At 40.1% G+C, this 15,180-nt stretch carries 14 protein-coding genes; 2 read left to right on the top strand and 12 right to left on the bottom strand.

Annotated features, from left to right (window positions below):
- Nucleotides 1-26: 26 nt before the first annotated feature.
- The 10 genes from ACKWB9_RS05215 to ACKWB9_RS05260 all read right to left on the bottom strand — a co-directional run bounded on the left by ACKWB9_RS05215 (nt 27) and on the right by ACKWB9_RS05260 (nt 10,982).
- The gene (locus ACKWB9_RS05215) at nt 27-842 is read right to left on the bottom strand and encodes a prohibitin family protein (protein WP_414001942.1); all 816 of its coding nucleotides are present in this window, start codon (nt 840-842) and stop codon (nt 27-29) included.
- A 12-nt stretch (nt 843-854) separates the two neighbouring features.
- Nucleotides 855-2,882, bottom strand: coding sequence for a vWA domain-containing protein (locus tag ACKWB9_RS05220; protein WP_414001943.1), 2,028 nt, complete (start codon nt 2,880-2,882; stop codon nt 855-857).
- 138 nt (nt 2,883-3,020) lie between these two features.
- Nucleotides 3,021-3,770 carry a 3-oxoacyl-[acyl-carrier-protein] reductase gene (fabG, locus tag ACKWB9_RS05225; protein WP_414001944.1) on the bottom strand — a complete coding sequence of 250 codons (750 nt, stop codon included), beginning with the start codon at nt 3,768-3,770 and terminating at the stop codon, nt 3,021-3,023.
- Between the two features lie 122 nt (nt 3,771-3,892).
- Nucleotides 3,893-4,765: a succinate--CoA ligase subunit alpha gene (gene sucD / locus ACKWB9_RS05230; protein WP_414001945.1), complete on the bottom strand. Its 873-nt coding sequence runs from the start codon at nt 4,763-4,765 to the stop codon at nt 3,893-3,895.
- A 71-nt stretch (nt 4,766-4,836) separates the two neighbouring features.
- Nucleotides 4,837-5,772, bottom strand: coding sequence for a UDP-3-O-(3-hydroxymyristoyl)glucosamine N-acyltransferase (locus ACKWB9_RS05235; protein ID WP_414001946.1), 936 nt, complete (start codon nt 5,770-5,772; stop codon nt 4,837-4,839).
- A gap of 106 nt (nt 5,773-5,878) precedes the next feature.
- Nucleotides 5,879-6,445, bottom strand: coding sequence for an elongation factor P (gene efp, locus ACKWB9_RS05240; protein ID WP_414001947.1), 567 nt, complete (start codon nt 6,443-6,445; stop codon nt 5,879-5,881).
- Between the two features lie 71 nt (nt 6,446-6,516).
- A complete protein-coding gene (gene lpxA / locus ACKWB9_RS05245) occupies nt 6,517-7,302 on the bottom strand; it encodes an acyl-ACP--UDP-N-acetylglucosamine O-acyltransferase (RefSeq protein ID WP_414001948.1) in 786 nt (261 codons plus the stop codon).
- 1 nt (nt 7,303) lies between these two features.
- Nucleotides 7,304-8,713, bottom strand: a complete 1,410-nt coding sequence (locus ACKWB9_RS05250) for a bifunctional UDP-3-O-[3-hydroxymyristoyl] N-acetylglucosamine deacetylase/3-hydroxyacyl-ACP dehydratase (protein ID WP_414001949.1) — start codon at nt 8,711-8,713, stop codon at nt 7,304-7,306.
- The gene (gene lpxD / locus ACKWB9_RS05255; RefSeq protein ID WP_414001950.1) at nt 8,710-9,729 is read right to left on the bottom strand and encodes a UDP-3-O-(3-hydroxymyristoyl)glucosamine N-acyltransferase; all 1,020 of its coding nucleotides are present in this window, start codon (nt 9,727-9,729) and stop codon (nt 8,710-8,712) included. Before lpxD ends, ACKWB9_RS05250 begins: the two co-directional genes overlap by 4 nt.
- A gap of 23 nt (nt 9,730-9,752) precedes the next feature.
- Nucleotides 9,753-10,982: an HD domain-containing protein gene (locus ACKWB9_RS05260; RefSeq protein ID WP_414002213.1), complete on the bottom strand. Its 1,230-nt coding sequence runs from the start codon at nt 10,980-10,982 to the stop codon at nt 9,753-9,755.
- A 130-nt stretch (nt 10,983-11,112) separates the two neighbouring features.
- Between ACKWB9_RS05260 and porX the strand changes: the two genes are divergently transcribed.
- Nucleotides 11,113-12,657: a T9SS response regulator signal transducer PorX gene (gene porX / locus ACKWB9_RS05265; protein WP_414001951.1), complete on the top strand. Its 1,545-nt coding sequence runs from the start codon at nt 11,113-11,115 to the stop codon at nt 12,655-12,657.
- A gap of 70 nt (nt 12,658-12,727) precedes the next feature.
- Here porX and ACKWB9_RS05270 read toward each other — a convergent pair whose 3' ends face one another.
- Complete coding sequence (locus ACKWB9_RS05270) at nt 12,728-13,261, bottom strand: hypothetical protein (RefSeq protein WP_414001952.1); 534 nt, start codon at nt 13,259-13,261, stop codon at nt 12,728-12,730.
- Between the two features lie 73 nt (nt 13,262-13,334).
- The gene (locus ACKWB9_RS05275; protein ID WP_414001953.1) at nt 13,335-13,805 is read right to left on the bottom strand and encodes a hypothetical protein; all 471 of its coding nucleotides are present in this window, start codon (nt 13,803-13,805) and stop codon (nt 13,335-13,337) included.
- A gap of 98 nt (nt 13,806-13,903) precedes the next feature.
- Here ACKWB9_RS05275 and ACKWB9_RS05280 point away from each other — a divergent pair, with 98 nt between their 5' ends.
- Entirely contained in the window at nt 13,904-15,178 is a 1,275-nt protein-coding gene (locus tag ACKWB9_RS05280; RefSeq protein WP_414001954.1) for an HlyD family secretion protein, read from the top strand.
- Nucleotides 15,179-15,180 lie beyond the last annotated feature (2 nt).

The following is a 15,180-nucleotide window of genomic DNA, read 5'->3' on the forward strand; positions in this document are numbered from 1 at the left end:
GTTTGAAAAATCACAAATTGGTTTTTTTAGTTATTTCCTAAAATCAAGGGAAGTCCGGCATCCCCACCCCCGATTACTATAACTTTTGAATTTGGTGATTCGGACATTTTTAAGGTAGCGTCTATACCTTTATCCTGAAGGATCTTATCCGTTAATGATGCACTTAAAATTTTATTTGCATCGGCCTTTCCCTGTGCCTGGATCCGCTGTCTTTCGGCTTCTTTTTCTGCGGTTATCAATCGGAACTCATATTCTAGGGATTCCTGTTCTTGTTTCAATTTCCGTTCGATCGCATCTTTGATAGTGGGTGGCAGTGTTACGTCCCTCACTAAAATTTCATTGAGTTGAATATATTCGTCATCTACAATTTTCTTTGTTTCTTCAAAAATTTCGGCCTGTATAGCATCTCTTTTACTGGAATATAGCTGCTCCGGCGTATACCTTCCTACTACGGATCGCGCCGCAGAACGAATGGTAGGCAATAACACCCGTTGTACATAATCCTCCCCTTTTTCTTGATGCAACTTTCCGAGTTCGGCATATTTTGGTTGAAACCAGGCAGAAGCATCCAATTTAATATCCAGACCATTGCTGGATAGCACGTTCATCTTCTCAAAAACCTCCTGCTGCCTTACCTCATATATATAGACCTTGTTCCACGGTGCCACAATATGAAACCCCTCACCTAAGGGTGGTTCATCTGTAACAACACCACCTCCAAAGGTCCTGTACAGTACCCCCGCTTCACCGGAACCTATGGTAACCGCCGATTTAGAAATTAAAATAACAAGTAAAATAAAAATGAAAATTGCCGGTAATGCAATCTTAGGTAATTTATCCATGGTACGCTGTTTTTATATTAATCCGTTATATTTTCTAATGAACCATTCCATTGCAAAAGCAATTGCAATTATGGCCAATAGGATTTTAAAATCGATTAAAGATACGATATTTTCAGTGCCTTTTTGCGTTGGGATATAGGCATTATTGGAAACAAGTTCGTCTAATAAATTTTTAAATTGTGGCATGAAATAATGTTTGCCCGAGGTGTTGCCCGCCAGTTGCTCCATTCTTTCAAAATCACTGGAAACGAATTGTTGTTCCATATCAAAATCCGAAATGGTAAAACGCCCCGATTCCGAATGATCTTTATTTTCAATAGCAACCGTAAAGGAGTAGTTTCCCGGAAGTAAATGGGTCAGGTCAACTTCAAAAAAACCATTTTTCAATACCATGGGCAAATTGATGGTTTTACCCTCATCATTTTCCTTTACCGAAATGGATATCCGGGCATTGGGGTCAAAAATATAGGTCTCGTCAAAATAAGTGGCCGTTATTATAGCCTCATTGCTCCCCGCATAATTCCTGCTGTAATTAACCTTTAATCTGTTCTTACTCTTGCTACTGCCCAAATAGCGAACGAGTTTCCCCATCCATGCATCAAAATTCGAAAAATCCCCATTATTCCTATAGGATTGTATTCTCCATTTCCAGATATCTTCACCCAATAACAATGCCTTTCTCACAGCATCATCGGCAAAAATGGTGAGTAAGGGTGTATTTATGTCCAGTCCCTTGATTTCCGTACCCAACAGGGGATCGTTTTTCAAATTAAAGGTTATGGGGCCGGCATTGCTGGCAAGGGGAGGAAAATCGATCAGATCAAAATCGGAAATATCAAATTTGGTAAATCCATTATAAAGCGATCCGATAACCTCTTGCTGGGGATAACCATCTTCTATATTAAAATCCGATTGAACACTATTAAGGAACCCGAAATCGGTATTTATACCGGTAATCAAAAAATAGTCGGATCGTGCTTTTTTCAAATAATCAAAAATATTTTTAAAGGAAACTATGGGCTGGTATATGATAAACAAATCGATATCCTCCAATTCTCGCCGACCTGCATTGGGCTTTAGAATTTTTACGACTCGCTGCTCATTGCTTTCTATCGATTTTTTTAAGGCACCCAAATCCGGATGGACCATAGTTGAAATCAGGCCAATTTTGGTTTTTTCATCGATAACTTCAACAACGGTTTTCCTGGCATTATTAAACGTGTTCTTTTCCGTAGGTAATTCCGTTACGGTTACTTCTATATTTTTAAACCCGACCGAATTTGCCTCAATTGTGGTATGGATGTTTTGGAGGTTGTGTGCTTCGGACAGTTTAATGGATCGCGTATATACCGATTTGCCGTTTACGTGTATTGAAACATTTGCCGAAACGGAACCGTTGCCCTGATAGGTTACAAAAGTTTCCAAAGGAAATTTATTTCTTAAAAATGCATATGTATTGGTATTGACAGGGCCTATATTTAAATCTTCATAAACCGTGGTATCGCCCACCGTAATTGGATAAACGGTAAGGTTGTTTCTGGGAACGGTAAAAGAATAATCCCTTCCAATAGTCTGATTCCCGTCCGATAACAATATAACGGCCGTATTTTCTTTGGAATAAATATTTTCCAATATCCGAATGGACTTATCAATGTTGGTCTGCTTTTCCGTAAACGAAAGACTATCCAAAGGAACCAACTCGTCCCCAAATCGGTACGTATCTATATTAAATCTATTTTTAATTTCCCCGTTGGCCGTTAATGTGGATAGTACCTCCTGTACCCGTTCCCCGTTTTCCCCCATGGAAGACGAATTATCCACCAATACGGCTAAATTGGTTTTTTCAATGGTATATATGGTCTTTTTGAATTTTGGATTTACGATCAATAGTAAAACTCCAAAAATTCCTAAAAACCGAAGAAAGGACAGGATAAGATTTTGTCGTGACCTGTTTTGAACTTTAAAATGATATTGTAGAAGAACAATAAAAAGGGCTATTACCGCCGCCAAAATAATGAGTGAAATTGTTTTAATCCCCATCAAAAATAGTCTCCCTTTTTAAGTTATGCGCTCGGAATTATCGCCAAAATCGTTTTTGGAAATATCATTAAAACTGTGGGTCGATATTACCTTTTGATCCAATCTCCGGATAGGATGAATTTAACGTAATATCCGTAATTACGTATGCATGCCTCCATTTACATTAAGGACATGCCCCGTAACGTAGGTAGAAAGGTCGGAAGCCAGATACAAACAGGCATTGGCAATATCTTCCGTTGTGCCACCACGTTTTAACGGAATAGCATCTCTCCAGCCCTGAACTGTTTTTTCATCCAATTTATCCGTCATTTCCGTTTCGATAAATCCGGGCGCAATGGCATTGCACCTAATATTCCGCGATCCCAATTCCAATGCCACGGACTTTGTAAAGCCTATCATTCCTGCTTTTGAGGCCGCATAGTTGGCTTGTCCGGCATTTCCTTTGACCCCTACTACACTGCTCATATTTATAATGGAACCTTTCCGTTGTTTTAACAAAGTTCTTTGAACGGCCTTGGTCATATTGAAAACGGATTTCAAATTGATATCGATAACCGCATCAAAATCGGCCTCGGACATACGCATCAATAAATTGTCCTTGGTAATGCCCGCATTATTTATCAATACGTCGATTACACCGTCAAAATCGTTCAAAACGTTCTTCACCAACAATTCCGCCTCTTCAAAACTTGCCGCATTACTTTTATAGGCCTTTGCTTTTATGCCTTTGTCCTCCAATTCTTTTTCCAAGGCCAAGGCCGGCACTTCACTTGAACTATAGGTGAAAGCAATGTTTGCCCCATGATCCGCAAATATGCGTGCAATACCTGTTCCTATTCCTCGGCTTGCTCCCGTGATAATTACGTTTTTTCCTTCTAATAATTTCATATATCTTTCAATTGGTTGGGGTATCAAATATAAGTCTTGTTTAAGATATTGGTGAAAAAAAATCCCGATGAATCCTTAAATATATTCAGGACAAACGGGATTCAATAGCTATTTAACAGTCTTTAGGCCATTACTTCCCTTACTTTTAAACCTATCTCCGCAGGGGAATCCACCACATTGATCCCACATTCCCTCATAATTCTTTTCTTGGCCTGAGCGGTATCATCGCTACCTCCCACAATAGCTCCGGCATGCCCCATGGTCCTACCCGCCGGTGCGGTCTCACCGGCAATAAAACCTACTATAGGTTTTTTGCTACCACTTTCTTTGTACCATTGGGCGGCATCCGCCTCTAATTGACCTCCGATTTCCCCGATCATTACTACACATTCCGTTTCGGGATCATTGATCAATAGCTCGACTGCTTCTTTTGTGGTCGTGCCAATAATCGGGTCTCCCCCGATACCAATAGCTGTGGTAATACCTAGACCTTGGCGAACTACTTGATCGGCAGCTTCATAGGTCAATGTTCCCGATTTGGACACGATGCCCACATTCCCTTCTTTGAAAACAAAGCCGGGCATAATACCCACTTTTGCCTCTCCGGGCGTGATGACTCCTGGGCAATTGGGACCGACCAACCTACAATCCTTTCCTTTTATATAATCGGAAGCTTTTACCATATCCGCTACGGGAATACCTTCGGTAATCGTAATAATGACTTTTATCCCGGCGTTAGCAGCTTCCATAATGGCATCTGCGGCAAATGCGGGCGGAACAAAAATAATCGTCGTATCCGCACCTGCTTTTTCAACAGCTTCGGCGACCGTATTAAAAACAGGTTTTCCCAAATGTTCCTGACCTCCTTTACCGGGTGTAACACCACCTACGATATTGGTACCATATTCGATCATCTGTTCGGCATGAAAAGTACCTTCACTTCCTGTGAAACCCTGAACTATAATTTTGGAATCCTTATTTACTAAAACGCTCATTTTACTATTCGTTTTTAATTTTATCGCACAAAAATATACGTTTGGGAAGGAATTCTAAAGCATTACGCTTCTTATTTATTCCCGTTTTTTTTCAGAATGGACGGGATTTCCTTTAAGTAGGCCATTTGGCGTATTTTTATCCTGGCCTCTTCCGCCGGACTGCCCAAATAACTCTTGCCGCCTTCCAATGATTTTCCAATACCGGATTGTGCTAAGACAACGGCCTTCTTCCCTATGGTTATACCACTAATAATACCTACCTGGCCCCAAAGGGTAACCTCATCCTCTATGACCACACAACCTGCAATGCCTGTTTGGGAGGCGATCAAACATTTTTTTCCGATTACGGTATCATGGCCTACCTGTACCTGATTGTCCAATTTACTGCCTTCCCCAATGGTGGTATCGCCCGTAACCCCCCTATCAATAGTACACAACGCACCTATATCCACATTATTTCCAAGAACCACCCGGCCACCCGACAACAACTTATCAAAACCCTCCGGTCTGTTCTTATAATAAAAAGCATCCGCTCCCAAAACCGTTCCGGAATGGATCGTTACCCCATCACCCAAAATACAATTGTCATAAATGGAGACGTTGGCATGTATGATACAATTATCTCCTATGACCACATTATTTCCAATAAATACATTGGGCTGTATAATGGTACCTTCACCTATTTTGGCCGAAGGCGATATCGTGGCATCCGAAGGTTTAAATGGCCTAAAATAATCACTGAGGATATTAAAATCCCGAAACGGGTCATCGGAAATCAATAAAGCCTTGCCTTTGGGGCAGTCTACTTTTTTATTGATGAGTATGATGGTCGCCTTGGAATCTAATGCCTTCCCGTAGTATTTAGGATGGTCCACAAAAACGATATCCCCTTCCTTCACAACATGGATTTCATTCATTCCCAATACCGGAAAATTTGGATCGCCCACATAATCGGTCTTAATGATATCCGAAATCTGCCGTAGCGTAAATGTAGTTGGGAATTTCAAGAAAGAAGTTTAGTGATTTAAAAGTGTGTGAATTTATACGTCTTTAATTTTTCCGGACACTGATTTCAAAAATATTACAGATCCGGTCAAACCGGTAAAATTGTTGCTATTCTTTTACACGTTCCATATACGAGCCACTGGCGGTATCTATCTTAACCTTATCACCCTCGTTAATGAACAAAGGTACGTTTATCTCCGCTCCGGTCTCCACTTTCGCAGGTTTGGTGGCATTGGTCGCCGTATTGCCTTTTACACCGGGTTCGGTATAGGTCACTTCTAAAATGACACTGGCGGGCATATCTACCGAAAGTGGTAGGCTGTCCTCTGTATTGAACATAATCTTGACCACTTCGCCTTCTTTTAACAGACCCGGGGCATCCAGGGTGTTTTCCTCTAAGGTAATTTGATTGTAATCATCGGTATTCATAAAATGATAGGTCTCCCCTTCTGCATATAAGTATTGATACGAGCGGGTTTCAACCCTTACATCCTCAATTTTATGGCCCGCAGAAAACGTATTGTCCAATACTTTACCTGTAGAGACACTTTTTAATTTGGTCCTCACGAAAGCGGGGCCTTTGCCGGGTTTAACATGTAAGAACTCGATAATCTTATAAATATCGTTGTTATAACGAATACATAAACCTTTTCTAATGTCTGATGTAGATGCCATTGTTGATCAGTTGTTTTTTTATGATTTTAAAGCGAAATTAAGGATTACGGACGACGTTTGGAACAGCTCCGTTAATTTGTGCTAAAATACCCTTTCATGATCCCTCGTTGTGAATCCCTTATAAACTGAAGGATTTCATCACGTTCCGGGGTGGCCTCCATTTCGGCCTCTATGATCTGTACCGCCTGGGTATTGTTATAATTTTTCTGATACAGAATACGATAGATGTTTTGTATTTCCCTTATTTTTTCGGAAATAAACCCCCTTCTCCTTAAACCTACCGAATTGATACCTACGTAGGAAAGCGGTTCCCTGGCGGCTTTTACAAACGGGGGTACGTCTTTTCGTACCAAAGAACCTCCAGTTACAAAGGCATGTTGGCCTATGGATACAAACTGATGTACGGCGACCAGACCTGCAAGAATAACATTATCACCAATGGTTACGTGCCCTGCCAGTGTAGAGTTATTGGAAAAAATACAATTGTTTCCCACCAGACAATCATGCGCCACATGGCAATATGCCATGATCAGGCAATTCTTACCGATAACCGTTTTCATTCTGTCCGAGGTTCCTTTATGGATTGTAGCACATTCCCGGATCGTAGTATTGTTCCCTATAACCACCGTGGTTTCTTCACCCTCATATTTTAAATCTTGGGGCGGGGCGGAAATAACGGCTCCCGGAAAAATATTGCAATTTTTCCCTATTCTGGCACCTTCCATAATGGTGACATTGGAACCTATCCAAGTGCCATCGCCAATGGTAACGTTATTATGTATAGTAGTAAAGGGCTCTATTACGACATTCTTTGCGATTTTAGCTCCCGGATGAACATAGGCAAGAGGTTGGTTCATACTATTTTTCTGGTTTTGTTTTAACAATTTGAGCCATTAATTCGGCTTCCGATACCAATTTGTCATTTGCATAGGCATATGCCTGCATATGGCAGATTCCTCTTCTGATGGGAGAAATTAAATCGCATTTAAAAATTAAGGTATCCCCGGGAAGGACTTGCCTCTTGAACTTCACGTTATCCATTTTCATGAAGAAGGTCAAATAATTTTCCGGATCGGGAACCGTACTCAGCACCAATATCCCTCCTGTCTGAGCCATAGCTTCTACCTGCAGAACACCTGGCATTACCGGGGCTCCGGGAAAATGACCTACAAAAAAAGGCTCGTTCATGGTTACATTCTTCACCCCGACCACGTGGGAATCCGACAGCTCCAATATTTTATCGACCAATAAAAATGGGGGTCTATGGGGGAGCATGTTCATAATCTGGGTAACATCCATTAAAGGGGCCTGGTGCAAATCATATTTTGGAACATTGTTCCTTTTTTCCAGCTTAACGATCTTAGCGAGTTTTTTTGCAAATTGGGTATTTACAAAATGTCCCGGTTTTGTGGCAATTACTTTTCCCTTTATTCTTACGCGGGCCAAGGCCAAATCCCCGATTACATCCAGTAATTTATGTCGTGCCGCCTCATTGGGCTGGTGTAGGGTTAGATTGTCCAAAATACCGTTTGGCTTAACGGACAGCTTTTCCTTGTTAAAGGCTTTTTCCAGTTTTTTCATGGTGGCCTCGGATATTTCCTTATCCACATAGACTATGGCATTGTTAAGGTCCCCTCCTTTTATAAGTCCGTTTTCCAATAGCATCTCCAATTCATGCAGGAAGCTAAATGTACGTGCGTCCGCAATTTCCATCTTAAAATCGGAAAGATGTTCCAGTGTGGCATTTTGGGTCCCCAATACTTTGGTCCCGAAATCCACCATAGTAGTTACTTGGTACTCTTCGGATGGAATAACGGTAATTTCACTACCTGTATCTTCGTCCTTATAGGAAATAACATCCTTTATCACGTAAACCTCCCTATGGGCTTCCTGTTCCACGATTCCCGCTTTCTCCAAAGCCTCTACGAAAAATTTTGAGGAGCCGTCCATAATGGGTGGTTCGGGTGAATCCAGTTCGATCAGGGCATTGTCTATCTCCAGACCTACCAAAGCCGCCAATACGTGTTCCGAGGTATGTATTTTTACACCACGCTTTTCCAAATTTGTACCCCGCTGTGTGTTCACTACATAATTGGCATCAGCTTCTATGATCGGCCCGCCTTCCAAATCTACTCTTTTGAATGCGTAGCCATGGTTTTCCGGTGCCGGTAAAAATTTAATGGTTACATTTTCCCCGGTATGCAGTCCCACGCCGGTCAGGGAAACCTCTTTGGCAATGGTGCGTTGTTTTTCTGTTGTCTTCATCATCGATCTTTATTTTCCAAGCTATCGATTCTACTGATTATTTTTGGCAAATTCTTAAAATGGACATAGGATTTGTTATAATCGCCATAGTTGAGTGCAGGGGAACCCTGTAATACTTCATTGTCCTTTACATTTCTTCCGATACCGGATTGCGCCTGGATCTTCACATAATCCCCAATGGTTATATGGCCCACGATCCCTACTTGCCCTCCGATCATACAGTGCTTCCCGATTTTTGTGGAACCTGCAATCCCCGTTTGCGCAGCTATTGCGGTATGTTCTCCTATTTCCACGTTATGGGCGATTTGTATTTGATTGTCCAACTTCACCCCTTTCCTAAGTATGGTAGACCCCAAGGTTGCCCGATCTATGGTCGTACCGGCACCTACATCCACATTATCTTCTATGATCACGTTTCCCGTCTGCGGTACTTTACTGAATTCCCCTTTTTCATTTGGCGTAAAACCAAACCCGTCCGCACCGATAATTACACCGCTATGGATCGTACAGTTATTTCCGATACTACTCTCCGAGTATATTTTGGCACCCGAAAAAATGGTTACGTTATTTCCAATGTCCACATTGTCCCCAATATAAACGTTGGGGTAAATTTTTACGTTGTTACCGATCTTTACATCGTTCCCTAAATAGGAAAATGCACCTAAATATAGGCCTTCTCCGTATTTGGCGGAACCGGATTTAAAGACCGGTTCTTCTATTCCCGTTTTATTGTTTTTTACCTGATTGTAATACTCCAATAATTGGGAAAAAGACTTATAGGCATCTTCTACCTTTATCAATGTGGTCGTTAAATCCTGTTCGGGCACAAAATCCTTATTGACGATCGTAATCGAAGCCTTGGTCTTGTATATGAACGACGTGTATTTGGGATTGGCAAGAAAGGTCAAAGAACCCTTTTCCCCCTCCTCTATTTTCGCAAGTTTATGAACGGCTATCTCGGGATTTCCCTGTACTTCACCTTCTAAAATACCTGCAATCTGACCTGCTGTAAATACCATGGGCACAAAAGTAAGAAAAATAGTTAAACAGCTTCTTTTGGGTAACAGATATAATGTTTGGTGACCGTTTTGGAGAGTGCACTTAAATTAAGATGGTCCGTAAGCTTTGCCACATCAACGATCTTTCCGTTCTTTTTAAGGATATTGATATTTTGGGATTCTTGGTTATAGGCCTTGTTCTCTATTTGACCGTTAAAGACAAAGTATGCCGCTTCCTCTTTATCGATATTATAATTGTGCCGCACCATATCTATCTTCTCCGAAATCTTTGTGGCCGAAACGGGGCCTTTTTTAATTTTGATATGCAACAATTTCCTGTCAATGATCATTTCGCACAGTTTGGAAAGGACAAAATCCTTGTGATCTTGCCACGCCTTAATAGCGGACATTACATCTATATCATCCAATTTGGAGAAAATGTCCAATGTGCTTTTATCAAAACCCTCTTTTCGGATATTGTTTTCCAAAAAGTACAGCAAAGACGGACTGGCCATTACATGGATCTTTTGACCGATCAGGAAACGGGCCCTTTTAAGGATGTTTATCAATAATTGCTCCGCCACTACCCCGGTCTTATGCAAATAGACCTGCCAATACATAAAGCGTCTGGCCAATAAGAATTTTTCAACGGAATAGATTCCCTTTTCTTCCACCACCAAATTTCCGTCCACTACATTGAGCATGGTAATAAGCCTTTCGGCATTGGTGTTTCCCTCTGCCACACCCGTGTAAAAACTATCTCTTTTAAGATAATCGAGCCGATCCATATCCAATTGGCTGGAAACAAGTTGATTTAGAAATTTCTTCGGGTGTTTTCCAGAAAAAATAGCCAGGGCAACGGTTAAACTTCCGTTAAAAATTCGGTTGAGTTCTTCCATAAATTTCAAAGAAATGTATTCGTGGTCTATACCGTTGACAATGCTATGTTCCATAGCATGGGAGAACGGCCCATGGCCAATATCATGTAAAAGTATGGCGGCCAACAAACCGTCTTCTTCCTCTTTCTTCAACCCAACCCCCTTAAAGTTAAGCACTTGTATAGTTTTTTGCATTAAAAACATACTCCCCAGGGCATGGTGAAACCTGGTGTGGTGTGCACCCGGATAGACCAGATAGGAGAGCCCCATTTGCGAGATTCTTCTTAACCGCTGAAAATAAGGATGGCCTATAAGATCAAAAATCTGCGTGTTGGGGATTCTAATAAATCCGTAAATTGGATCATTGAATATTTTTAGTTTGTTGGAAGTGGCCAAGGCAAAATGGAATTTTAAGAATAATGATTCAAAGTTATGCAAATGTAACAAGACCTTTTTCAAAAAGTGGCAGGGCTTGCATAGGTCCTATAGCTTATTTTAAATACACCTCAAATAATGTTTCGGCAATATGAATAAAATCAGGATATTATGGGTAGATGATGAGATAGATCTGCTAAAACCGCACATTTTATTTCTGGAGGGAAAAAATTATGAGGTCATTACCTGTCAAAGTGGTCAGGAAGCCCTGGATGAACTGGCCAATATACAGGTTAACATTGTTTTTTTGGATGAAAACATGCCGGGTATCTCGGGATTGGAGACCTTGAACGAAATCAAACTTTTGGATGCGTCGTTGCCTGTGGTCATGATCACGAAAAGTGAAGAGGAGTTTATCATGGAGGAAGCCATTGGTTCCAAAATAGCGGATTACCTGATAAAACCCGTTAACCCCAACCAGATTTTACTATCCCTTAAAAAGAATCTGGACCATTCCAGACTCATTTCTGAAAAGACTACGAGTAATTACCAACAGGAATTTCGAAAGATCGCCATGGATCTTTCCATGGTCAATTCGTATGAAGCCTGGAGCGAGCTCTATAAAAAATTGATCTATTGGGAGCTTCAATTGGAAGAAATCGAGGATAATGGTATGTTCGAAATATTGGAATCGCAAAAAACAGAGGCCAATCAGCAGTTTGGAAAGTTTGTGGACAAGAATTATCCCGCATGGTTTACGGATTATGATGCCCCGGTAATGTCCCATACGCTGTTCAAGGAATGGATCGCACCTGAAATAAAAAACAAAAAAACATTGTTGATCGTGGTGGACAATTTACGTTATGATCAATGGTACGCTTTTGAGGATATTGTCGGTTCTTTTTATCATAAGCGCAAAGAACGATCTTATTATAGCATTTTGCCAACGGCCACCCAATATGCACGTAACGCCATATTTTCCGGCCTGACCCCTTTGGATATGGAAAAAAAATATCCGGACTGGTGGAAAAACGATACGGACGAGGGGGGTAAGAACCTTTTTGAGGATAAATTCCTGGGGGAACAGATACAACGATTGGGGTTGGATATTACGTGGCAATACCATAAAATCAGTAGCCTGAAACAGGGGAAACAGCTTTCGCAAAATTTCAAATCGCAAAAGGACAATGACCTTACCGCAATCGTTTATAATTTTGTGGATATGCTTTCCCATTCCAAAACGGAGATGGAAGTAATCAAGGAATTGGCATCCAATGACAAGGCCTACAGATCTTTAACACAAAGCTGGTTTAAAAACTCTCCTTTATTGGAAATAATCCAACAGGCACAATCTTTGGACATGAAACTCATTATTACCACCGATCATGGTACCATTAATGTAAAATCGCCCTCTAAGGTCATCGGTGATCGCGATACCAGTCTAAACCTACGGTATAAAACAGGAAGGAGCCTTACTTATGAGGATAATGATGTTTTGGCGGCCAAAGATCCCAAAAGCGTTCACCTGCCCAGTATCAATATGAGCAGTTCCTATATTTTTGCCAAGAACGACCTGTTCTTTGCCTACCCCAATAATTATAACCATTATGTGAGCTACTATCGGAACACTTATCAACATGGCGGCGTATCCTTGGAAGAAATGATCATTCCTTTTGTAGTTTTGGAGCCTAGATAGGTTTTCATACAGAACTATATCTAGGTTAGGAATCAGCGGATTTGAAAAAGTCAAGATGAATTCAAAACAATTAATCTTCAATTGAAATATTTGCAAGAATTTTTTTTATCGCTTTAACGTTTCTTAAATTTTTTCCATTATCAAAGATAGTCGTTCTTAAAACCGGCCTGCTTTGAATGGTTATTTGATTTACAAAAAATCCAATTTTTAAGTTCTCTCCACACAAACCTATCCACATTTTTGATTTACCATATATTTCTGAATCTATAATTTTAAAATTCCATTTTTCGGTAACTTTGTTTGACCTCAATACTTGAAGTGCGTTCTCTATGGGAATACTTTTCTTCAACAATTTTGTTTGGCACATCTTAAAATCTTCTTTCGTCAATAACTTGGAATTCTTGATTCTTTTAAGAGATTCAATTTGTATATAAACCGATGATATGGAAGATGTTAGCCAAATGGCAAGTACTATAAACACTTTTTCCTCCAAACTTATTTTCCCGCTACCTGTGTAATTCCAAAATACAATCGTAAATCCTGCCATTATTCCATAAATAAATAAGGATTTGGCATATTGTTTTGCTATTAATCTAATTTCCATAAATCTTTTACTTAATAAAGCTTATGCGCCCTATATAAAAGCGCACAAGCTAAGGGTAAAAATATCATAAAGATCAATTTCTGCCACCACATGCATTATTATGCATGCCACCAAATGTATTTGGATTTGTATTATAACCATATGCATCAGCCCATATATCCACTTTAGATCCGGTTCCCTGAGTAGAATAATTACCATAATAGTCCCCTATTTGATTATCTAAGAAAAAATCGCTCAGTGAACCAACTACAAATGCTCCTATGGCGGCAAGTGGATTGCCTCCCGTACCCGCCGAAAATATTCCAGAACCTGTTGCAGCATATGTGCCGCTTTGAACATTTGTGTTAGAATGGCTTGACCCATTACATCTTCGTGAATCACATCTTGGGCAATTATCAATTCCTCCACTTCCACTAGCACCCCTATTGTTGTATTTTTTAGGCAAGGGAATTGGTGCACCATCTGCCAAACCTCCTTTCGTTTTCAACAGTTCAATCTTGCCAACTGCTTCAAATTCATGTAAACTTAGTTTTTGTGTATTCATAATTAAAAAATTAAAGGTTAATAATCACGAATATAGAAAATAATCTTTATAAATAGAAAATATTCATATATTGCCAAAAAAACTAAATATATTATTTCTTGGAAACCAGGTTTACCGATCCTAGCCCGCATATTAATGAAATTATAGATAAAAAGCCCAATTGGCTTATCCGATATGGCATCGGTGCCCTGTTATTTTTCTTGTTCTTGTTTTTGCTGGCAGCCTGGTTGGTCAAATATCCCGATTTTATTATCGGTAAAGTAAATATCACAACACCAAGACCTCCTGTTGATGTTATTGCTAAAGTAAATGCTCCCGTTCTTCAAAAATTCCTTGTTTCCGAAAATGATACCGTCTATAAAGGCGAACCTATTTTACTTTTGGAAAGTACGACATCTTACCATCAAGTACTGCAATTAAACAAAAGCCTGGCCAATAAGGCTCCCGATAGCCTTATGCATTCCGGTAGTGTTTGGCTGGATAGTCTTGGGAACCTTCAAGCTGTATATAATAGTTATGCGCTAGCCGTCTTAAACATTAAAAACTACAACTTGGAACAACCTTTTGAAAAACGGTTCAATAGCCTAAATGGTATTTTATCGGGAAATACCAAGGGACTTCGCTATTCCAAAAAATACCTTAACAGCAGTGCAAAGGATTTTGATTCCAAACACAGGGAGTTTGAACGTTATCAAACCCTTTTTGATAAAGGGGTGATTTCCACTTCCGAATTCGAGCAAATAAAACAAAACCTGCTGCAAAAGGAAATGAGCTTTGCCAATGACCATAAAAGTCTGAATGCAGAACGTATGTCCATTGCCAATCTGGAGCGTGAGGTAATGGAATTAAAACTTCAAAAAACGGAATACGAACAGCAATTGAAGAGTAACTATCAAAAAGCGTTGAACGAATTGAAAAGTCAATTGAAACTCTGGGAATCCCAATATTTGATTATCGCCCAAATCAATGGTAAACTCTCTTTTTTTAACGAAATCAATGAGGGAGATTTCTTAACTGCGGGAGAACGTATTTTGACGATTCTACCTTTTCAAAAGCAAAAATTACAGGCCGTAGGCATGTTTCCCGTAGAAAATGCCGGAAAAGTAAAAAATGGAAATAAGGTGATTTTAAAACTGGATGCCTACCCCTATCACGAATACGGTACCATAGAAGGTAAGGTCATCCGTATTTCCGAAATACCTGTCGAAAATCTATATAGTATCATTATTGAACTGCCCAAGGGGCTTATGACCAATTATGAAAATAAAATCGTTTTCAAACAAATGCTTACTGCACAGGCGGATATAATTACCAAAGACCAAACGGTTATACAGCGCATCTTTTATCAATTTGAAAATCTGTTCAAGAATTAACA

It is taken from the genome of Maribacter spongiae, from assembly GCF_047345125.1.
Lineage (GTDB): Bacteria > Bacteroidota > Bacteroidia > Flavobacteriales > Flavobacteriaceae > Maribacter.